The sequence below is a fragment of the Microtetraspora malaysiensis genome (genome assembly GCF_001528665.1).
GTDB lineage: Bacteria > Actinomycetota > Actinomycetes > Streptosporangiales > Streptosporangiaceae > Microtetraspora_A > Microtetraspora_A malaysiensis.
Window position 1 is genome coordinate 132,612 of sequence record NZ_BBYJ01000013.1, and the last position, 20,859, is coordinate 153,470.

The 20,859-nt window shown below is 72.3% G+C and carries 14 protein-coding genes; 3 read left to right on the top strand and 11 right to left on the bottom strand.

What is annotated here, in order from left to right:
• The first annotated feature begins 31 nt into the window (after nucleotides 1–31).
• On the top strand, nucleotides 32–1,705 hold the full coding sequence (locus AWQ71_RS18035; protein ID WP_067134630.1) for an AMP-binding protein: 1,674 nt from the start codon (nucleotides 32–34) through the stop codon (nucleotides 1,703–1,705).
• Here the strand turns inward: AWQ71_RS18035 and AWQ71_RS18040 are convergent.
• From AWQ71_RS18040 to AWQ71_RS18070, 7 genes are all read right to left on the bottom strand, one after another.
• Nucleotides 1,692–2,891: a cytochrome P450 gene (locus AWQ71_RS18040; protein WP_067134636.1), complete on the bottom strand. Its 1,200-nt coding sequence runs from the start codon at nucleotides 2,889–2,891 to the stop codon at nucleotides 1,692–1,694. The two genes, AWQ71_RS18035 and AWQ71_RS18040, sit on opposite strands and share 14 nt — an antisense overlap.
• Nucleotides 2,888–3,913 (bottom strand): saccharopine dehydrogenase NADP-binding domain-containing protein, encoded by a 1,026-nt coding sequence (locus AWQ71_RS42670; protein WP_084259010.1) that lies wholly within the window; start codon nucleotides 3,911–3,913, stop codon nucleotides 2,888–2,890. The genes AWQ71_RS18040 and AWQ71_RS42670 overlap by 4 nt, the downstream gene beginning before the upstream one ends.
• Entirely contained in the window at nucleotides 3,910–8,451 is a 4,542-nt protein-coding gene (locus tag AWQ71_RS18050) for a non-ribosomal peptide synthetase (RefSeq protein ID WP_067134638.1), read from the bottom strand. The genes AWQ71_RS42670 and AWQ71_RS18050 overlap by 4 nt, the downstream gene beginning before the upstream one ends.
• Before the next feature lie 98 nt (nucleotides 8,452–8,549).
• A complete protein-coding gene (locus AWQ71_RS18055; RefSeq protein ID WP_067134643.1) occupies nucleotides 8,550–10,928 on the bottom strand; it encodes a lantibiotic dehydratase in 2,379 nt (792 codons plus the stop codon).
• A gap of 71 nt (nucleotides 10,929–10,999) precedes the next feature.
• Nucleotides 11,000–11,629 (bottom strand): O-methyltransferase, encoded by a 630-nt coding sequence (locus AWQ71_RS18060; protein ID WP_067134645.1) that lies wholly within the window; start codon nucleotides 11,627–11,629, stop codon nucleotides 11,000–11,002.
• 16 nt (nucleotides 11,630–11,645) lie between these two features.
• On the bottom strand, nucleotides 11,646–12,374 hold the full coding sequence (locus AWQ71_RS18065) for a tryptophan 2,3-dioxygenase family protein (RefSeq protein ID WP_084259012.1): 729 nt from the start codon (nucleotides 12,372–12,374) through the stop codon (nucleotides 11,646–11,648).
• A gap of 2 nt (nucleotides 12,375–12,376) precedes the next feature.
• Nucleotides 12,377–13,267, bottom strand: a complete 891-nt coding sequence (locus AWQ71_RS18070) for an ABC transporter ATP-binding protein (RefSeq protein ID WP_067134649.1) — start codon at nucleotides 13,265–13,267, stop codon at nucleotides 12,377–12,379.
• Between the two features lie 286 nt (nucleotides 13,268–13,553).
• Between AWQ71_RS18070 and AWQ71_RS18075 the strand changes: the two genes are divergently transcribed.
• Nucleotides 13,554–14,486, top strand: a complete 933-nt coding sequence (locus tag AWQ71_RS18075) for a thioesterase family protein (RefSeq protein ID WP_067134651.1) — start codon at nucleotides 13,554–13,556, stop codon at nucleotides 14,484–14,486.
• A gap of 23 nt (nucleotides 14,487–14,509) precedes the next feature.
• Nucleotides 14,510–15,964 carry a 4-hydroxyphenylacetate 3-hydroxylase family protein gene (locus AWQ71_RS18080; RefSeq protein WP_067134653.1) on the top strand — a complete coding sequence of 485 codons (1,455 nt, stop codon included), beginning with the start codon at nucleotides 14,510–14,512 and terminating at the stop codon, nucleotides 15,962–15,964.
• A 199-nt stretch (nucleotides 15,965–16,163) separates the two neighbouring features.
• On the opposite strand, the gene AWQ71_RS18085 is transcribed toward AWQ71_RS18080, so the two are convergent.
• The 4 genes from AWQ71_RS18085 to AWQ71_RS18100 all read right to left on the bottom strand — a co-directional run bounded on the left by AWQ71_RS18085 (nucleotide 16,164) and on the right by AWQ71_RS18100 (nucleotide 20,606).
• Nucleotides 16,164–16,994: a thioesterase family protein gene (locus AWQ71_RS18085; protein WP_067134654.1), complete on the bottom strand. Its 831-nt coding sequence runs from the start codon at nucleotides 16,992–16,994 to the stop codon at nucleotides 16,164–16,166.
• Nucleotides 16,995–17,047: 53 nt separating this feature from the next.
• Nucleotides 17,048–17,785 carry an ABC transporter permease gene (locus AWQ71_RS18090; protein ID WP_067134655.1) on the bottom strand — a complete coding sequence of 246 codons (738 nt, stop codon included), beginning with the start codon at nucleotides 17,783–17,785 and terminating at the stop codon, nucleotides 17,048–17,050.
• A gap of 146 nt (nucleotides 17,786–17,931) precedes the next feature.
• Complete coding sequence (locus AWQ71_RS18095) at nucleotides 17,932–19,734, bottom strand: non-ribosomal peptide synthetase (RefSeq protein WP_067134656.1); 1,803 nt, start codon at nucleotides 19,732–19,734, stop codon at nucleotides 17,932–17,934.
• Nucleotides 19,731–20,606 carry a ParB/RepB/Spo0J family partition protein gene (locus AWQ71_RS18100; RefSeq protein ID WP_245658349.1) on the bottom strand — a complete coding sequence of 292 codons (876 nt, stop codon included), beginning with the start codon at nucleotides 20,604–20,606 and terminating at the stop codon, nucleotides 19,731–19,733. Before AWQ71_RS18100 ends, AWQ71_RS18095 begins: the two co-directional genes overlap by 4 nt.
• Nucleotides 20,607–20,859: the final 253 nt, after the last annotated feature.

The following is a 20,859-nucleotide window of genomic DNA, read 5'->3' on the forward strand; positions in this document are numbered from 1 at the left end:
CTGCGGCCAACGCCACGAAGGAAGTGCCGACGTGAACGCCAACCCGCTCCTTACCTGGATCGACGAGCCATCGACGCGGCAGGGCATCAGGTTCCGGCAGGACGGCGCGTGGGAGCGGTGGACGTACGCCGACCTCGCCGGGTTCGCCGGCAAGATCGCCGGGGGGCTGGCGGCGGCGGGCGTCCGGCACGACGAGCGGGTCGTCATCATCGAGCGCACCGGGCCCGACTTCGTCGCCACGCTGTACGGCGTCATGCTCGCCGGGGCGATCCCCTGCCCGGTCGCGCCGCCGTACCTCTTCCAGAACGCCGACCTGTACGCGCGGCATCTGCGGGCGATCATCGACGTCGCCCGCCCGGCCCTGGTGGTCACCGCGGCCAACCTGGTGGAGCGGCTGGAGTTCGACGGCCCCGTGCACACCGCGGCCGAGCTCGCCGCCGCGGGGGGCCGCGCCGACGGCCCGCCGGCCGGCGCGGCGCTGCTGCAGTTCACTTCCGGGTCGAGCGGGCGGGTCAAAGGCGTGCGGGTGCCGGTCGCGGCCCTGGCAGCCAACGTCGCGGCCATCAGCACCTGGCTGGAGATGGGTGAAGGTGACGCGACCGCCTCGTGGCTGCCGGTGCACCACGACATGGGGCTGATCGGCTGCCTGTTCACCCCCGTCAGCCGGCAGCGCGACCTGTGGCTGCTGGAACCGGCCGAGTTCATCCGCGACCCGGCGAGCTACCTGGCCTGCTTCGGCGAGCACGGCGCCACGATGACCGCGATGCCGCCGTTCGGGCTGGAGTACATCGTGCGCCGCCTGTCGGCGCTGCCCCTGACCGGGATGGACTTCTCCCGCTGGCGCGCCCTGATCGTCGGCGCCGAGCGCATCGACGTCGACGTGCTCGACCGGTTCACCGCGCTGCTGGCCCCCGCCGGGTTCGATCGGCGCGCCCTGCTGCCCGCCTACGGGCTGGCCGAGGCGACGCTGGCCGTCACCGGACTGGCCCTGCGCGAGGAGCCGACCTCGCTCCCCGTCGTGCCGCAGGAGGTGCGGCTGGGCAGCCCGGTGACGGACGGAGGCGACACCGTGCGGCCGGTGGTCGGCTGCGGGCGCGCCCTGGACGGCGTGCGGGTCGCCGTCGTCGACGAGGACGGCGTGGAGCTGCCGGAGCGGCACGTGGGGCAGATCGTGGTGCGCGGCGCCTCGCTCGCCGAGGGCTACGTCCGCGACGGCGCGGCCACCGGACGCGCCGACGACAGCCCGGCGGGCCTCACCGAATGGCACGAGGGCGCGCTGCACACCGGCGACGCGGGGTTCCTGGACGGCGGGCAGCTCTTCGTCATCGGCCGTCTCGGCGACGCCATGAAGGTCCGCGGTCGCACGCTGTTCGCGGAGGACGTCGAGAGCGCCCTGGTCGACGCGGGCGTGCCGCGACTGCGCCTGACCGTCCTGCTCGGCTCCTCCGCCGGCGGCGCGACCGGCGTGGTCCTGCTGGAGCGGCCCACGCCCGAATGGGCCGCCGCCGCGGAGGCGACGCTGCGGCGGATGACCGAGCACGCCACCACCGTGGTGCTGGACGTGCCGCGCCGCTCGATCGCGCGCACGACCAGCGGTAAGCCCAAGCGCCGCGAGATGTGGACGGCCTACGTCGCGGGCAAGCTGGACGCGCGCGAGATCCTTCCCCCGGCCGGACACGACCAGGACGAGGTCACGACGGGGTGACCCGGAGCGGCACGCTGAGGTAGGAGCGGAAGTTCGGGGTGTGCCGCCGTACGGCCTGGCCGCCCGGCTCCATGGCGGTGAAGCGCCGCGCGACGAAGGTGAAGGCGGACACCGCCTCCGCCCTGGCCAGCGCCGCGCCGAGGCACTGGTGGATGCCGCCGCCGCCGAAGCTCAGGTGCGGGTTGGGGTGGCGGGTCACATCCAGCTCAGCCGGTCGCGCGAAGCGGGTCTCATCGTGGTTGGCCGAGCCGAGCTGCAGCACCAGCACCCGGCCCGGCTTGACCACCCGCCCGCCGATCTCGACCGGCCGGTGCACCAGCCTGCTCTTCACCTGTACGGGCGCGTCGAACCGCAGCAGCTCCTCGACCGCCCTGGGCACCACACCGGTGTCGGCGCGCAGGATCGCGAGCTGGTCGGGGCGGGCCGCGAGCGCCGCGCAGCCGTTCGACAGCAGGTCGGTCGTCGTCGCGAACCCGGCGAACAGCAGGAACACCACGTTGTCGATGAGCGTCCGCCGGTCGGCGGTGGCCGGATCGACCTCGCGCAACCGGGAGATCAGGTCCTCGCCCGGCCCCTTGCGCTCCGCCTCGAACAGCCCGGCCACCAGCTCCCGCATCCACACCAGCGCCTCGACGGTCTCGGCCCGCTCCGGCTCGGCCAGGTAGGTGGCGAACGCCTGCGACAGCGTCCTGGCCCGCGGGCGCACCTCGTCGATGTCGGCCAGGTCCAGGCCCACGAACTCGGCCAGCACCCGGATCGGCAGCTTGTCCGCCAGGTCCGTCACCGCGTCGAAGCGCCCCTCCCGCACCGCGGGCGCCAACAGCTCCGCCACCATCGCGTCGATGCGCTCGCGCCGCCGCCGTACGGCGGGGGTGGTGAACTCGCGGCCCAGCAGCCGGCGCAGCACCGTGTGCGCCGGGGGATCGCGGTTGAGCATGACCCGGCCGAAGAAGTCGGCCAGTGGCCCGTCGCCGAGCGCGATCCGGTGGTAGTCCCGGTCGAACTCCGCGCCGAGCCGGTCGTCGCCGACCAGCCCGGCCACGTCGGCGTAGCGGGTCACCACCCACTGCGCGGGCCCGCCGCGGCACAGCGGCCCGGCCGCGCGCAGCCGCCGGTAGACGGGGTAGGGGTCCTCCAGGGCCGCCAGCTCCACCGCGTCGTACTTCGGCGGCAGGGTGAGGCTCATATTGTGCCCTCCTCCGGCTCCAGCGCGTCGGCGGCGTCGAACACCCGCAGCCCGGTCACCGCGTCGCCGGCGCGCAGCCGCCGCTCCGCCCAGGCCGGGTCGAGCACGTCGGCCGCGAAGTGCAGACCGGGGCCGATCGCGCCGTCCAGGACGGCCTGGGCCGTCAGCGCCGCCATCGCCCCGGTCAGCTCGCTCGACCCCGTCCCCGACACGACCACGGTCGGCATCGAGGACGCGCCGCGCACCTGGAAGGCCAGCCGCTGGTAGCGGGCGCGGCCGAAGGCGTCGAGCTCGCTGGCCCTGACCACGGCCGCGGCGTCCACCGCGCCGCCGACCAGCGTCTCCCGCAGCCTGCTGCCCGGGAAGACCGAGTAGCACACCAGCTCGGCCAGCCCGAGCCGGCGCGCGAGCCGTTCCATCTCGGCGCTCAGGTACGGCACGCCGCTGGCAGGCCCGGAGAAGAACGGCACCTCGCCCTCCAGGACGGGGACACCGGCGCGCTCCACCCGGGCGCCGCCCCGCCACACGGCGAACGTGCGGCCGGCCGACCTGCTCACCGCGGCCAGGTAGTCGGCCGCGGCGGCGATCGTGAAGCGGTCCTGCCCGCCGGTGTAGCAGACCAGGCGCGCGCCCGGCTCGGTGACCAGCAGCCGCGGCAGCAGAGCGCTCAGGCCCGGCAGCATCCCGGCCGACAGCACCACCGGCCGGGCATAGGCGCCGCCCGCCAGCAGCTCGTGCAGCGGCTCGTCGCCGTCCGGGTCGAGGTAGGGGATCCCGGCCCGCGCCGCCGCGGCGGCCACCGGCGCCCGTTTCTCCGGCGGCGAGCCGGTGCAGTTGACGACCAGCTTCAGCGTCGAGCACCACCGCTCGAGCGCGTCGGCGTCGTCGGCGTCGACCACGACCTGCGCCCGCGCCCGATCCCGGCCCGCGACCAGCACCGGCCCCAGCCCCCAGGCCCGCAACTGCGCCACCGCGGCGCGGCCGACCGACCCGTACCCGCCCAGGACCCCGATCGCGCTCACGGTCCGTCTCGCAACTGCGCGGCCAACGCCATCACCGACGGCCCTTCCAGCAGAACACGCAGCAGCGTGTTGAACGACAGGGGTTTGGCCTCCGGAATCTGCTCGATCAGCAGACCCGCCGCCTGCGAAGCCAGCAGCGAGTCGCCGCCGAGCTCGTAGAAACCGGGCGAGCGGCCCACCGCGGGCAGGTTGAGCACCTGGCACAGCAGGGCCGCGATCCGCCGTTCGAGGTCGTCCGCCGGTTCGTCGGCCGAGGACCCGGCGGCCGCCGCCGTCTTGGGCACCAGGGTGCGCAGCCGGTCCCGGTCGACCTTCCCGGTGGCGGCCACCGGCAGCCGGTCCAGGATCTGCACCAGGCTGGGCACCATCGCGGGCGGCAGCCGGTCGGCTGTGGCCTCGGTGACGTGCTGGGGCCGCAGCGGCACCCGATCGGTCTTGACCTGGCAGCCGTAGACGTACAGCCCGATCTCGGTGAAGGGGTCCTGCTCGGCGGGGAAGGCGAACACCAGGTCCTCGCCGAGCACCCGCAGCCAGTCCCGGTGCGCCACGAACGACTGGTCGCGGCCCCGGCGCATGTCGGCGAAGTCCTCGCCCTGGCCGAGCAGCAGCTCCATCGAGGTCATGATCTGGTAGTGGTCGCGCGTCATCTCCGCGAACAGCAGCCAGCCCCCGGGCGCCAGCAGCTCGCGCACCGCCGCGACGCTCTCCCCCACGTGCCTGGTGGCGTGGAAGACGTCGCCGAGGACGATCACGTCGAAGGAGTTGGGCGAGAACCCCTGGGCGCGGAAGTCGGCGTTGATGTCCAGGATCGCGTAGCGCACCCAGGGGTAATCGCCGAAGGTCTCCTTGGCCCGGTTGAGGAAGAACTGCGACAGGTCGGTGAAGGTGTACTCGACGTCGTACTCGGCCAGCGCCGGGATGACGTCCATGCTGGTGCCGCCGACCCCGGCGCCGATCTCCAGCACGCGCAGCGGCTTGGCCGTCGCCGCGGCGACGGCGGTGACCGCCGAGGTGAGGACCGTGTTGGCCCACCGGTTGAACAGCGTCACGTTGTACAGCGACTCGCCGATGTCGATCCGGCCCTCGGGGAACAGCAGCTGCACGGCCTCGGTGGTGCCGGCCCGCAGCACCTCGGGCAGGTTCTCGGTGGAGGCCTTGAAGTAGTCGTGCACCTTGGCCGAGCCGGGGTCGAGCCGCGTGACCAGCTCGTCCACCTCGCGCCAGCCGTCCGCGATGGCGGCCGGTTCGGCCTGCAGCGCCGCGCGGTAGCGGTCCTCCCCCTCCGCGATCAGCAGCCCGTGGCCGGTGAGCACCCGGACCCAGCGCCGCACCACGCGGTGGTGGCGGGACGGCGCCTGCGTCCCGGCGACGATCTCTTCCATCGTGTGCGTCCGCCCCGGTTCGCGGAACAGGCCGTCGCGCTGGAAGGCGTGCAGCATGCACAGCAGCGCCAGCTCGTCCAGCCGCCGCAGGTAGCCGACGTACTCCCGCCGGTCCACGCCGCCGTCGTTGGCCTCGGCGGTGGCGGCGGCCGTCTCGGTCACCGTGGGCGCGAGCTCGCGCGCGGGCGGCTGGGAGGCGGGCTGGACGAACGCGACCAGCCGCCGGTCAGCGGCCTCGTCCACGATCACGGCGGCGTTGCCGACCTGCGGGTCGGCGACCAGCGCGGCCTCGACCTCGGCCAGCTCGATCCGGTGGCCGCGGATCTTGACCTGGCTGTCTTGGCGGCCCAGGAACTCGATGTTGCCGTCCGGCAGGTAGCGGCCCAGGTCTCCGGTGCGGTAGAGGCGATCGCCCGTGCGGGGATGCTCGACGAAGCGCTCGGCCGTGCGCTCCGGGTCGAGGTAGCCCTCGGCGACGCCCGCGCCGCCGATGTGGATCTCGCCGGGCACGCCGTCCGGGCAGGACTGCCCGCGCCGGTCCAGCACGTGCATCTGCTGGTTGGACAGCGGCTTGCCGTACGGGATGCTGCGCCAGCCCTCCTCCACCTCGCCGATCGGGTAGCAGATCGACCAGATCGACCCTTCGGTGGCGCCGCCGAGGCTGATCAGTTCGAGGCCGGGCACGAAGCGGCGGATCCGCTCCGGCAGGCTCACCGGGATCCAGTCGCCGGACAGCAGCGCCAGCCGCAGCGAGGACAGGTCGGCTTCGGAGGCGGACAGGAGGTCGGCCATCATCTGCAGGTGCGCCGGCACCGAGTTCCACAGCGTCACCCGGTGCCGGGCGATCAGGTCCGCCCAGTGCGAGGGCAGGCCCCGCCGGCTGTGGTCGGGCACGACCAGGCAGCCGCCGACGGCCAGCGGGCCGAACAGGTCGTAGACCGACAGGTCGAAGCCGAGGTTGGCCAGGGCGAGCACGCGGTCGTCCGGGCCGACGGCGAAGCGGCGGTTGATGTCCTCCACCGTGTTCAGCGCGCTGCGGTGGCTGATCCGCACGCCCTTCGGCGACCCGGTGGAGCCGGACGTGTAGACGATGTAGGCCAGGTCGGGGACGGGCCCGGCCAGCGCCCGGTCGCAGAACGCCGCCAGGTCGGGCACCGCCGCGCCCTCGCGCTCCTGGCCGCCGCGCGGATCGGCGACGGCGAGCACGGTAAGCCCGTCCGGCCATGACGTGGCCTCGCGCAGGTGCTCCTGGGTCACCACGGTGGTGACGCCGGCGTCGGCCAGCATCCGGTCGCGTCGCGCCGCGGGCTGGTTGGTGTCGATCGGCAGGTACGACGCGCCCGCGAGCAGCACGCCGAGCACGGCGATGAGCTGCTCGGGGCCGCGGTCGGAGACCACGGCCACCGGCGTGCCCCGGCCCGCGCCCCGTTCGCCCAGCTCGACGGCCAGGCGCACCGCCCGGTCAAGAACCTCGCCGTAGCTCAGGCTCCCCCACGAACCGGCGACGGCGGGCCGGTCGGGGGTGCGCAGCGCCTGCCGTACGACGGGCTCGTGCAGCAGCCGGTGGGCGGGCAGGCCGGGTACGGCCGTCGCGTTGGCCGCGCGGCGGCGCTCCTGCTGCGCCGGCGGCAGCGGCAGCAGGACCGGCCGGTCCCACAGCTCCTCGCGGTCGGCCAGGCCGTGCAGCAGGTGCTCGAACGCCCCGAACATCTCCTCCACCAGCCCGTCGGGGAAGATCCCTTCGCGGACGTCCCAGTTGACGAGCAGGGCGTCGCCCGCCACCAGTGTCTGGCAGTCGAGCCACACCTGCGGGGTCTGGGTCAGGCCGCGCACCAGCGTGGCGTCCCGCCAGAACTCCGACTCCCCGTCCAGGGCGATGGCGCTGGTGTAGACGATCGGCATCAGCGCCTCGGACCGGCCGCGGCGCGCGCCGAGCTCGCGCAGCACCTCCACGCCCGAGCAGGCCAGGTGGTCCAGGTCCATCCACAGCCGGGCCTGCAGCGCGCGTGCCACCTCGGTGAAGGTGTCGGCGGCGCCCGGCCGTACCTCCAGCAGGTCCACCGAGGAGAAGTCGCCGACGAGCTGGTTCACCCGCTCGTGCACCGGTAGCCGGTTGAGCAGGGTGACGGCGAGGGTGAAGCCGTCCTGCGAGGTCCAGCGGCTGATCGTCTCCGCGTAGGCGGCCAGCACGACGCCGGAGGGCGTCAGCCCGTGCCCGGCCGCCAGCTCGCGCAGGCGCCGCCAGCGCTCGGGGTCCAGCCGGGTCTGCCATCGGTCGAAGCGGGCGTGGCCGTGCTTGCGCACGTCGGCGCGGACCGGCAGCTTGGGCGCCGGCGGCAGGTCGTCGATCCTGGCCCACCAGTAGTCGCGTGCGCGCCGGTAGCCGCGCCGGTCCGTCAGGCGTAGCTGCGCGGCCAGGTAGTCGCGGAAGGTCAGCTCGGGCGCCGGCAGCGCCTCGTCCGGCGCGTGGTAGAGCCGGTGCAGCTCGTCCAGCAGGAGCTGGACGCTCATGAAATCGGCGATCAGCAGGTCGAAGGACAGGTGCAGTACCGAGCGTTCCGCCGTCAGCGACAGCCTGACGTCGAACATCGGCCATCGGCCCGGCTCGTAGGAGCGGCCGCACAGCTCCTCGCGGACCGCCGTCACCTTCTCCGCCGCCCGGTCCTGAGGTTCGCCGCGCAGGTCGGCGACCGGCAGCTCGAAGGCGGGCACCTCCGGCAGGACCTGCTGGAACCCGCGCTCGTCTACCACCGCGCGCAGCATCGGGTGCCGCTCGACGAGCTGCTGCCAGGCTTCCCGCAGCCGCCGCGGGTCAGCCTCGGTGAGGTCGGCTTCGAGGTAGACCTGGCAGCCCACCCCGCCGTAGTCAAGGCCGTCGCTGCGTCCCAGCAGGTAGGCGGTCTGCATGTCGGTGAGCGGGAAAGGCTCGCCCGCGTGCTCGGGGTCGGGCTCCAGCAGGCCGGGGCCGACGTCCTCGCTCAGATACTCCAGCAGCGCGGCGCGGTGCCGGCGCAGCTCGTCCCGGTCCTGTTCGGTCAGCACGCCGCGGGGCGCGCGGAAGCGAAGCTGACCGTCTTCCGCCCAGAGCTGGACGCCCACCGCTTCCAGCCGGTCGACCAGTCCGGCGGGGTGCGCTTCTGACCTGGTCTCGCTCACACCCCTGCCTCCTCGCGTGTCCGCAGCGCACTGTAGAACGGGCACTCGCCGGTGTTCGAGTGAAGAATTCGCGCAGTCGGTCGTGGTGTCGGCATGGCTCAGCCGTCCGTCTCGCGGTCCACGAACAGCAGGCGCAGCTCGGCGGTGTAGTGCTCGCCCGCCGCGTCGGCCAGCCACGACTGCTCCGGCCCCGGCAGCATCTCGGTGAAGGTCACCGAGGCGTCGCCGCCGCTCTCGGCGGCGGCGCGCAGCACCCTGGCCAGGCTGGCCACCTGCACCTCGCTGCGGAAGTCGACGTACACCGGTTTGCTCTCCGAGCTGACCGAGGCGAACACGATCTCCGGCAGTTCGCGGTCCCGCCGCCAGCGCCTGGCGGCCCGGAAATGCTCCGGGTCGCTGCGTACGGAGATCCAGTCCAGGTCGGCGACGCGGAACGACCAGGCCTCGCGGAACACCACTGTGGTGTCGACGACGACCCGCGGCGTGTGGTCGTAGCCGCGCACGATCTGCTTGAACACGTCCATGAACTCGTACATCAGCCAGGTGCCGTGCACGTCGGCGATGTCGAACCAGGTGTCGCCGCCGCTCAACCCGGTGACCAGCCGGTCGCCGTCGCGGTGGACCTCCAGCCCGCACAGCGGCAGGAGCCGCTCGGTGCCGCGGGTCGGGAACGGCGAGACGCACAGCCACCAGTCGCGGTCGTTGTTGACCCACGGGTAGATCCGCGCGGCCACCCGCGGGAAGTCCTTGACCGGGCTGAGCATCACCCGGTCGTCCGGGATGACCGTGGCCAGCATGGCCCGCAGTTCGTCCTGGTCGGGGTGGCTCCAGGCGAAGACCGGCGTCTCGAAGGGGCAGTAGCCGACGTGGAGCTCGCCCACCACGGGCTGGAACTCGCCCCGCGCGAACGCCTCCGGGCCGCGGGCGGCGATGAGCAGGTCCACGCTGTGGGTCCAGGCGAACCCCCAGTCGGGGACCCGGCCGGGGAAGGCCTCCTCGACCTTTTCGCGCAGCTCGTCGCTGGTGAAGCTCATCTGGCGCGCCGTGGTGTCCAGGCCGAGGATGGCGCGCCAGCGCGCCACGAACTCGCGCGCCAGGTGGTCCACCGGCCGGTCACCCGGCGTGAACAGCTTGTCCGCGCTGGCGAACACCAGGTCGGACAGGCCGGCGCTGTCCACCCCCAGCGTTTCGAACGCGTCGGAGAACACCGCGCGCACCCTCCGCGACGCCTCGCCCATGAACCAGCGGGCGCTCAGCAGCAGCAGCGCCAGCGGCTCGGCGCAGGACTCGAGCACCTGGGGGCCGAAGGACAGCTCGACGTCCCTGGCGCACTCGAGGTAGGTCAGCCGCCGCCCGCCGTAGGTCTGGCCGGGGCGCCGCATCGGGTCGACGCCGGTCAGCGCCGTGAACTCCCGTTCCAGGCTGTGGTGCAGGCTGATCAGGTCGTCGAAATCGCGGTAGCCGGCCAGCATGTCCCGCGCCCGTTCGAGCCGGTCGAGCTTGTCTGTCGCCTGCTTGCGGGCGTCCACGTCGCCGATGGCCTCCAGGCGGGCGCGCAGCTCGCGCTCGGCGTTGTGGATCAGCGGCGGCTCCAGGTCCCACAGCAGCAGCCCCATGGTGGCGAGCTGCTCCAGCTCGGCGTAGACCTCCTCGGGGGCGGCGCCGTACTCGGCGGCTATCGCCCGCGCCGGGCGCTCGCCGTCGACCAGGGCCATCAGCCGGGCCTGCGCCGGGGACAGCGTGAGCGGCCCCGCCATGGTCCTGGCGTCGGCGCCTGAGACGTGGACGGTGGGGTGGCGGCGGGGCGCCACCCACGGGCGCACCTCGGGGTCGGCGGCGAGGGTCGCCGCCAGCACGTCGATCGCCCAGGGTTCGAGGAACAGCTCGCCGTGGCCGACCGTGGCCTTGCCCGGCCGCATGCGCAGCGTCTCGCCGCCGGTGCGCAGGCTGAACCAGTTCACCGGGCCGAAGAAGCCGATCGTCTCGTTCTTCGCGCAGTAGCGCGCCCAGTAGTTGGCCACCAGCCGCTGCCGCTTGCGCAGCCGGTGGTTGTGCGGGGCGTCGCGGCCCAGCCTCGCGAGCTTGACGATCATCGGTTCGACGATGTCGGGGTTCTGCCAGGTCATGGCTTCCTGGAAGTCGCCGCGGCGGGCGATCCGGCGCAGCAGTTCGGCCTGCCGCTCGTCGGCGCGGGCCACCACCTCCGCCTGCGGGCTTTCGCCCGCCTGCAGGGCGCGGTCCACGGCGGCCGCGTACTCGGCGTCGCCCAGCTCCAGCAGGCCGCCGATGGGGAACCCGGCGCTGCGGAGGATCCCCTGCGACCACACCGCGAACCTCTCGGGCAGCGGGATGAACGTGCCTGACCGCAGGGATGAGGACGGCGGGCGGGGGGCGTGCAGGCGGGCGTACCGTCCGGCGGCGCCGGCGACGTCCGCCGCCGCGCCGGAGGTCACGACAGTCTCGTACTCATCGATCACCTGGACTCCAGTCCTCATCGGCGGGTGGTGCCGTCGGCGCGCCCCGTGGCAGGGCGGCGCGGGCGGCCGGTTCAGGGCGCGGCACGGCGGATCAGCGTCACGCCGGCGCGGATGGTCAGCATCACCTGGACCAGGTCGTCCCGGCCCGCCACGTACGCGTTGAAGGCGTGCACGGCCGCCGCCTCCGCCGGATCCGGAGTGATGGCGAAGTGCAGCACGTTGTCGACCACGACGAATCCGTGCTCGCCCAGCAGCGGCAGCACGGCGTCGAGGAAGTGGATGTAGGAGGGCCGGTCCGCGTCGAGGAAGACCAGGTCGAAAGGCCCCCGGAGGGTGGGCAGGGTGTCCAGCGCCGGCCCTTCGCGCACCTCGACGCGGTCCGCGTACGGCGAGGCCGCGATGTGGCCGCGGGCGATCTCGGCGATGCCCGTGTCGGCCTCCAGGGTCACAATGCGGCAGTCGGCGGGCATGGCCTCGGCCATGCTGAGCGCGGAGTATCCGGTGAACGTGCCGATCTCCAGGACGCGCCGCGGGCGGACCATCGCGACCAGCATCGCCAGCAGGCCGCCCTCGACCGCGCCCGTCATCATCTCGGGTCGTTCCATCGTCGCCCTGGTGGTGGCGGCCACCTGCGCCAGCAGCGGCGACGGCGTGCTCGTGTGCTCCTCGGCGTACAACTCGAACTTGGGTCGGACGATCATGGGTCTCGCCTCTTGCTCAGCCTGAGATCTGGAGGTCGGCGCGGATCGCCCACAGGTCGGGGTAGAACCTGCGGGTCCAGCGGTGTTCCAGATACGTCAGCCCGGACGTGCCCCCGGTGCCGGGGGCGTTCCCGATCTGCCGCGCGACGGCCATGGCGTGCCGCTGCCGCCAGGTGCAGAACGCCTGGTCGTGGTCGACCAGCGCCTCGCAGACCGCGGCCAGCGGGCCCGCCTGCCAGTAGATGTCCAGGAGGCTGCGGGCCCGCTGGGCGGCGGCCTTGTCGGTGTCTTCGGTGGGCATCTCGTAGCCGTCGCGCTGGGCGTGCAGGCACAGCGCCGTCCACAGGTCCTCGGCCGGGTGGCCGGTCGGCGCCATGCCGCCGGACGGCGGGCACGAAAGCCGCTCGATGACGGCGAACTGCCGCGACTCGGCGGCCGAGGCGGTGCCCAGGGCGGGCCGCAGCGCGCCGAAACCGCCCGGAGGAAGCCGGTCGATCAGCACGAACTGGTCGATCAGCAGCCGCTCCACCTCGTGCACGCGGCTCAGCCTGCGCACGGCCGCGCCCGCGTCGTCGGCGTCCAGCGCGCCCAGCGCGCCCCCGAGATCCTCGATGATCAGCTTGAACCACAGCTCGCTGACCTGATGCACCACGATGAACGGCAGTTCGGTCGCGAGGTGCCCGGTCCTGGGCCGCTGCAAGCTGAGCAACTGGTCGAGTTCCAGGTACTCGTGGTATCCGGCCACCGTCAGGACGCCTCGACATCCGTGCTGCGCATCCCGGTGAGGCTCATGAACACCGTCTCGAGCGACGGCTTGATCACGTTCACGGCCTCCAACCGGCCGCCGGTCGCCATCACCTGATCGATCGCCGCGGCCACGTCATCGCCGTCGACCACCTCGACCTTCCCGTCCACGGTCAGCTCGATCCTGCCGCCGCCGTGCTCGCCGATCAGGTCGTCGACGTTCCCGGCCGCGATGACCTCCCCATGGTTGATCATCACGATCGAGTCGCACGTGGTCTCGACCTCCTGCAGCTGGTGGCTGGACAGCAGCACCGCCACCCCCGCCGCGCGCCGCCGCGCCACCGCGGCCAGCAGCGTCTCGCGGGCGCCCACGTCGAGCGCGGCCGTCGGCTCGTCGAGAAGTAGCAGCTCGGGCGTCGCCACCAGGGCGGCGGCGACATGGACCAGCCGCTGCTGCCCGATCGACAGGTCCTTGGGCAGCTTGCCGAGAAGCGGGCCGAGCTCAAGCTCCTCGGTCAGCTCCGCCAGCACCCGCTCCGCGTCGGCGACGCCGGACAGCTCGCTGAAGAAGGTCAGGTTCATTTCGACGGGCAGTCCCGGGTACAGCTCGATCTCCTGGGCGGCGATCGCCACCGGCGACTTCCCCGGCGTGGAGCTCGGCGCGATACTCACCTCTCCGGAATCCGGTTTCAGCAGCCCGGCGATGCACCGCACCGCGGTCGTCTTGCCCGCGCCGTTGGGCCCGATCAGGCCGACCACCGAGCCCGGCACCACGTCGAGATCGAGTCCGTGGAGCGCGACCACACCGCCGTAGACCTTCCGGAGCCCGCGAATCCGCGCGGCCGGCCGGGACGAGCCCAGGGCAGCCGCTCCGGATTCATCGTCAACGCTCATACGATCCTCCCGGCCAGTAGTTAGGGGCAGACCTCACGCGCCCGCACATCCTGTCATTTCTCGGACACGCGAAGAACTGGCCAACTGCGGCAGACCCACAGTCGGCACCCAGCAGTCGACACCACGACCGACTCCGCAGTCACGCGGCGATCTCCGCCGTCCCGTCCCTGCTTTCTCCGCGGCCACGTTCCGCCGCGATGCCCGCCCAAGCCGGTGTCCGACGGCGTCGTGACCGCGCGAACGGCGTCGCTGTCGGCGGGCATTCCGCGCGTGGTAGGTGTCGCCTATGTCGAATCTAGAGCGGCAAACCGCGGTCGAACGGACGGGCGACGGAACGTACCGAGCCGACGTCGTCGAAGACTGGAAGATGTGGGTTCCGATCGGTGGATACCTGACCTCGATCGCACTTCGCGCTGCTCAGGCGCACGCGCCGAGCACGATGGCCCGGCCGGTCAGCGTGTCGTGCCACTATCTGAACGAGGCGAAGGTCGGCCCGGCCGACCTCGAGGTGACCACACTACGCAGCACCGATCGGGCGGGCTCGTACCTGGTGCGGATGAACCAGGATGGCCAGGACATTCTCGCCGCGCTGGTGTCGGCAGCACCCACCGGCGAGCTCAGCCCCACCCTCAACTGGCAGGAAGCCCCCGAGTCCGCCCGGCCGGACGAGCTCGAAACCACGATCCTCGACGACGACGTGCTCGCGCTGATGGGCGACGAGCCGTTCTGGAAGATGCTCGAGTTCCGCATGGTCAAGGGACTGATGGGCTCCCACAACTACCCGGGCGTCGAGGATCTCACCACGGAGGAGATGAAGTTCACCCCGCGGCGTGACGCGCACATCCGCGGCTGGCAGCGGATGCCCTGCGGCGAAGGCCACAAGGACCCGTGGGTCGACGCCTGCCGTTCCGTCATCATCACCGCCGCGATGCAGTTCGCGACGGTCGCCGACCCCTTCACCCCGCCGCTGCAGTTCATCGCGCCGACGATGAACCTCACCGTCGACTTCCACACCTTCCACCCCGAGGAGCAGTGGCTGCTCGCCGACGCCGTCGGCAGCCACGTCGGCGACGGCATCCTCGGTGCGGAGACCAGGCTGTGGACGCAGAGCGGCGACTTCGTGGCCACCGCCAACTCCAAGATGACCTACCACGACTTCTCCGACCCCAGGACCATGGAGCGCCTCGGGAAGTCGTGGTTCCAGCTGACGGAGAACTGACGGAACCGGCAGAGGGATAGCCGATGCGTAAGGGATCTGAGTACCTGGCGGCGATCGCGGACGGGCGCGAGGTCTACGTGGACGGCGACCGCGTCCGCGACGTCGCCGGGCACCCGGCGTTCGCGCCGATCGCGCGGACGATGTCGGAGCTTTACGACATCGCCGCCGATCCGGCGAACGGCATGACCGCGTACGCCAGGGAGATCGACGGACCAGCCAACCTCGTGTACTCGATCCCGCAGACCCACGAGCAGCTTGTCGTGCGGCGCAAGGCTATCGAGACCTGGGCGCGGCACACCCACGGCTGGGTGGGCCGCGGCCCTGATCACGTCGGGTCGTTCCTGGCCGGCTTCGCCGCCCACCCGGAGGCGTTCCGGTCGGAGACCCACGACTTCTCGCACAACGTCACCGCGTACTACGACCGGCTGCTGAGCGACAGCCTCTACGTCTCCTACGCCATCATCCCGCCGCAGGTCTCCCGCATCACGACCGCGCACGCCTGGGAGGGTGACCTGATCCAGGTCGGCGTGGCGGAGGAGCGCGGCGACGGGATCGTGGTGCGCGGTGCCCAGATGCTCGCGACCGGCGCCGCGGTCTCGGACGAGATCTTCGTGTCGTGCATCAAGCCGCTGACGCCGGAGGACCGCGACTTCGCGCTCGGCTTCGTCGTCCCGGTCGCGACACCCGGCCTCAAGCTGTACTGCCGGCGCCCCTACGCGCCCGCGGCGACCAGCCACTACGACTACCCGCTCAGCAGCCGCTACGACGAGACCGACGCGCTGGTCGTGTTCGCCGACGTGTTCGTCCCGTGGGAGCGGATCTTCGTCTATCGCGACGTGGAGGGGCTGCGCCGCCAGTTCTTCGACACCGGCGCGCACATCCTGGGCAACTCGCAGGCGCAGATCAGGTTCGTGGCGAAGCTGCGCTTCCTGGCGGGGGTCGCCCGCAAGGTCGCGCAGACGACCCACATCGACCGGATCCCCAGCGTGCAGGAGAAGCTGGGCGAGCTCGCCGCGCTCGTGTCCCTCGTGGAGTCGGCCGTGCTCGCCGCCGAGTACACCGCCGAGCCGGACGAGGCGGGCATGTGGCGGCCGACTCCCCGCTCGCTCTACGGCGCGATCGCCCTGCAGGCCGAGCTGTACCCGCGGGTGCTCGCCATCCTGCGCGAGCTGACGGGCGGCGGCGTGCTGCAGCTCCCCTCCTCGGTCGCCGAACTGCGCAACCCCGCCACCCGGCCCGACATGGACCGCTACGTCCAGTCGCCCGGCGTGCCGGCCGAGGAGCGGGTGAAGCTGTTCAAGCTCGCCTGGGATGCGATCGGCAGCGAGTTCGCCGGGCGGCACCATCAGTACGAGATGTTCTACGCGGGCGCGCCGCATGTGGCCAAGGGGTACGCGTACCGCAACTTCGGGTACGAGGAGACGCTGGCCGAGGTGGACGCGTTCCTCGCCTCCTACGGCCTCGACGACGTCTGGTGACGCGGCCCCGGCACCCTGACCTTGAGGGTGCCGCGGGCCGAGGCCGGCCGATCGGAGACCTCCGGTGCCTGTTTCATCAGGTCCGGAGGTCTTGCCGTGCGTGACGAGCCCCTGCGCGACGGGCGCGGCGATGGCCCGCGCGTCGCTTCTCGGCTACGCCACCGTTCTCCTGACCACGCCCTCCGCACGCCGGCCGCGGCTACGTCCGGATCTCCTTGCACAGCAGGCTGCTGAAGCCGGAGGCGATCAGCGTGCCCGTCGAGCTCCACAGCCGGCTCTGCCCCGAGACCAGGCCGTCCTTGGCGAAGTCGGCCATGCCGTCCACCAGCAGCCATTCGGAGTCGGGCTGCGCCTGGTGGAACTGGATGGACAGGTCGATGGTCGGCGCGAAGTAGCTCATCTCGTACGGGCGCCCCTTGCTGCCCGCGGCCCAGGTGTTGAGGTCGAGGAGGATGACGGCGCGGGCGGCGTCGACGAAGGGGTCCTCGAAGGTCGCCTGGGGCAGGAAGCGCCACCAGGCGGACCAGCGGGCTTCGGCGGCGGCCTGGTCGGTCCCGCCGGGGTGCTGCCACTCGAAGGGCTTCCACTCGATGTTGTGGAAGATCGGCATGGGCGGCTCGATGCCGGGGCCCATCAGGTCGATGATCGACAGGAGCTGCTCGTGGCCCGGCAGGTCGGGGCGGCGCACGTGGTCGTGGGTGACGCCCGCCAGGTCGGTGGCCACCATCCAGACCAGCGTCTCGCAGATGGGGCGGTCCTCCTGGGTCATCCGGACGCGGATGGACTCGGCCCGCTGGGTGGCGCGCAGCGTGGTGACCTCGATGTCGACGTGGCCGTGCCTGGCGGTGGACAGGAAGTGGGTGGACATCGAGGCAAGCCGCGGCTGCGTGCTGTGGGCCTGGACGGCGCGCAGCCCGAGGGCCGCGACGTAGCCGCCGTTGGGGCCCCAGAAATCCCACTCGCCGGACAGGACAGCCTCATAGTGGCCGCCGGCCCCTTTGACGATGGTGTCGTCGGCGAGGTTTCCCATCTGCTGTCCTTCCCGGTGGAGGTCGGCCGGGTGTCGGGTCCGGCCCGTGGGGTTCAGGCGAAGAAGGTCTTGCGCTGCTCATGCTTGTAGAAGACGCCCGACAGCACGAAGCAGACGGCGGCCATCCCGAACAGGACGGCGATGGGGACGAGGACGTCGTTCAGGCTGCCGCCTTCGCCGATCGCGGCGTAGAAGCCCTTGAAGGACCAGTAGACCGGGGAGACGGGGGCGATGGCCTGGAGCCAGCCGGGGAAGGTCTCGATGGGCGCCAGCGCGCCCGCGCCGCCGACCAGCAGCAGCGCGCCGACGCTCACCAGGGTGTTGAGCTGGGCGATGCTGGTGCAGACCACGGCCAGCAGCAGGCCGATGCCGAGTTCGACGGAGACCAGGGCGACGGAGACCAGGGCGACTCCGAGGACGCTGCCGCGGATCTGCAGCCCGAACGCCGCCCAGCTCAGCGGGAACAGCAGGAGGTACTGGGCCAGGAACACCATCGCGAGCGGCGTGAGCTTGCCGAAGATGACGGCGATCGGCCGGGCTCGGCTGACGCGCAGCCGGTCCCAGGTCATCCAGCCGTGGTCGCGGAAGAAGGCGAGGCCGATGGCCGACAGCCCGAAGAAGCCGAACAGCGCGGCGACGCCGGGGACCGCCCGCGCCGCGCCGCCGACGATGCCGTTGGCGAAGAACGCCAGCAGCAGGCCGGGGATGACGATGAGGATCACCACGATCCAGGGCTGGGTTCGCATGAGGCGCGCCTCGTGGCGCGCGATCGTGAGCGCTCGCGATTTCATGATCTCCTCAACGGCCGGCTCTTGAGTTCTCGCGGGGTCGTGAATGCGCCTGTCGTACAGCCGGGCTGCTCCACCATGGCCGCTGGCCCCGGTGGAGCACAACCGCGCACAACAGCGGCGGCGGGGCGCGCGAGTGAGGAATGCCCTCAGTCAGGCGCGCCGCGCCGGTCGGGTTCGGCTTCGCCGAGGCTGGCGGCGATGTCGGCGATCCGGCTGGCTCGGTAAAGTTCGCGCAGCGGCAGCCGCAGGCCGAGGTCCTTCCTGATCCGGCCGATCAGCCGGCCGGCGAGCAGCGAGTGGCCGCCGAGGGCGAAGAAGTCATCGGCGGGCCCGACCTGGTCGACGCCGAGCAGTTCCGCGACGACGGCGCCCAGGTAGCGCTCGTGCTCCGACAGCTCAGGCGGGGCGGGCTCCGGCGCGGCGGAGTGGCGTGGGGGCTCGGGCAGGGCGTTGCGGTCGATCTTCCCGTTGGGGGTCAGCGGGATGGCCGGTATCTCCACGATCGCGGCGGGCGCCAGGTAGTCGGGCACCTTGCCGGCCAGATACGCGCGTAACCGCTGGGGGTCGAAGCTGTCGGCGACGACGTAGGCGACCAGGTGCTTGCCCAGGTGCTCGTCGTCCCTGGCGACCACGACGGCCTGCCGTACGTCGGCGTGGCGGGCCAGGACCGACTCGACCTCGCCCGGCTCGACCCGGAAGCCGCGGATCTTGACCTGGTCGTCGGCGCGCCCGTGGAACATGAGCTGCCCGTCCTCGGCGACGGAGGCCAGATCGCCGGTGCGGTAGAGCCGTTCGCCGGGCTCGAAGGGGCTGGGGATGAACCGCTGCGCGGTGAGGGCGGGCCGGCGCAGGTAGCCGCGGGCGACACCGGGGCCGCCGACGTGGATCTCGCCGATCTCACCGTCGCCGACCGGGCGCAGGTCGTCGTCGAGCAGGTGGACGACGGTGTCGGTGAACGGCCTGCCGATCGGGACTCCGGCTTCGCGGTACGGCTCGCTGATGGTGGCGCCGACGGTCGTCTCGGTGGGGCCGTAGCCGTTGAGCAGGCGGCGCCCGCGCGACCAGCGTTTGGCGATCGCCTCGGTGCAGGAGTCGCCGGTGGAGACGATGGTCGCGCCGGGGAGCACGGAGTCGTCGAGGGCGGCCAGCACCGCGGGCGGGAGGGTGGCGTGGGTGATCCCGCCCTCGCGCAGCAGGTCGTGCAACCGCGAGTCGGGGACGGATCGGTCTCCCTGGGTGGGGGCGAGCACCAGCGTGCCGCCGGAGAACAGGGCGGCGGAGTAGTCCCAGAAGGCCGCGTCGAAGCTGATCGAGGCCCACTGCAGGACCCTGCTGCCCGGCCCGACCCGCAGCGTGCGGCGCTGGGTGCCGGCCAGCGCGGCCACGCCGCGTCCGGTGACGACGACGCCCTTGGGGGTGCCGGTGGAGCCGGAGGTGTAGATCACGTACATCGCGTGGGCGGGCCGCGCGGGCGTGGCCCGCTCGGCATCGGTGAGGCTGTCGCCGCTCAGCTCGGCCAGGCTCGCCGCGGTCTGCGGGCGGTCGAGTTCGAGGCTGGTGATCTCGCCGGCTGCGTCGCGAAGGAGCCGGCTGCCCTCGGCGGTGGTGACGGCCAGCGCCGGCCGCGCGTCACGGATCATGAACGCGAGGCGCTCGCGGGGATAGGTCAGGTCCAGCGGCAGGTAGGCGGCGCCGGACTTGAGTACGGCCAGCAGCGCGATGACGCAGTCCAGCGAGCGCCCAAGCGCGATGGCGACGAGGTCTTCGGCGCCGACGCCCTCGGCGACCAGCCGCCGGGCCAGCCGGTTGGCGCGGGCGTCGAGCTCGCGGTAGGTCAGCGAGACGCCGCCGTCCTCCACGGCCGGGTGGGCCGGGTAGCGGTGCACGCACTGCTCGAACAGGGCCGCGGCGGTGGTCTGCGCGTACTGTCGCGGTGGGCCGGCCCTCATGGCTGCGTCTGGCTTCGGCTGCGCATCTCGCCGGCGATGCTGAGCCAGGCGGCGGCGAAGGAGCAGGCGAGGTCGGCGATGAGCTCCGAGCAGTGTTCGGGGGCGTTGTCGGTCAGGAACTCCTCCCCCCTCTCCGTTTGCTGGCACTGGGAGCTGAGCCAGCGCAGCATGGCGCGCCCCTTGTCGGTCAGGCGGACCGCGGGGTCCTTGCTGAGCTTCTGCAGGATGTCGGTGCGGCAGTCGAAGGACTGCAGGCTCTTGATCCGCTCTTGGAGCTTGTGCTCGGGGGTGAGCCGGTCGTCGGGGTTGCCGGGGCGGCGGCGCGCGGGCACGGGGTCGTCCCCCCTGTTCAGCCGGTCGCGCACGTCGCGGACGGTGCTCGGGGAGATGCCGGCCTTGCGCGCGATCTCCCGCGAGGAGGAGTCGGGGTAGAGGGCGATCAGCTCGCTGGCGTAGCGGCGGCCGTCGACGGTGTTGAGCGGGCGGACCCGCCCGTCCCGGCCGACCCGTTCGCGTACCTCGGCGGCGGTGCCGGGGGTGTCACGGCGGATGGCTCCCACGGTCTTGGCCGACAGTCCGGCCGCCTCGGCGATGGCGCGGTCGGACCAGCGGGGGTAGAGCCGGACGATCCGCGCCGCTGCGGCTTTGCGGTCGGCCAGGGACAACGGCAGGCCGTGCTGAATGTTGGACTTGACCGCCATGACGAAGGCGCCGGCGTCGTCGCAGTCGTGGAGGATGGCCTGGATCGTGTCGTCGCCGCGCAGCATCGCGGCCTTGAGCCGGTGCATGCCGTCGATGACGCGCATCGTGGTGCGGTGGACGATGATCGGCGGTAGGTCGTCCACCTCCGCGAGTGAGTAAATATGCTCCACATCTTCACCGTGAAGCCGCGGAGAGTCGGCCGGCAGCACGCTCTCGATCGGCAGGCTTACATGGTGACCGGATGACGGCGTCGGCAGGTGGACTGTAACGAGCATAGGGTCGGTACGGTCGAGCTTGTCAGGTCCTGCCACCCTCTCCCCCTGATTCAAAGCAGAATGTGTTGTACACCTGGCGTTCACTACGGGTCAGCGCGAGGGAGATGCCGCCTCAGTGGCCACGATCACCCCGAGCACGGCGAGCATC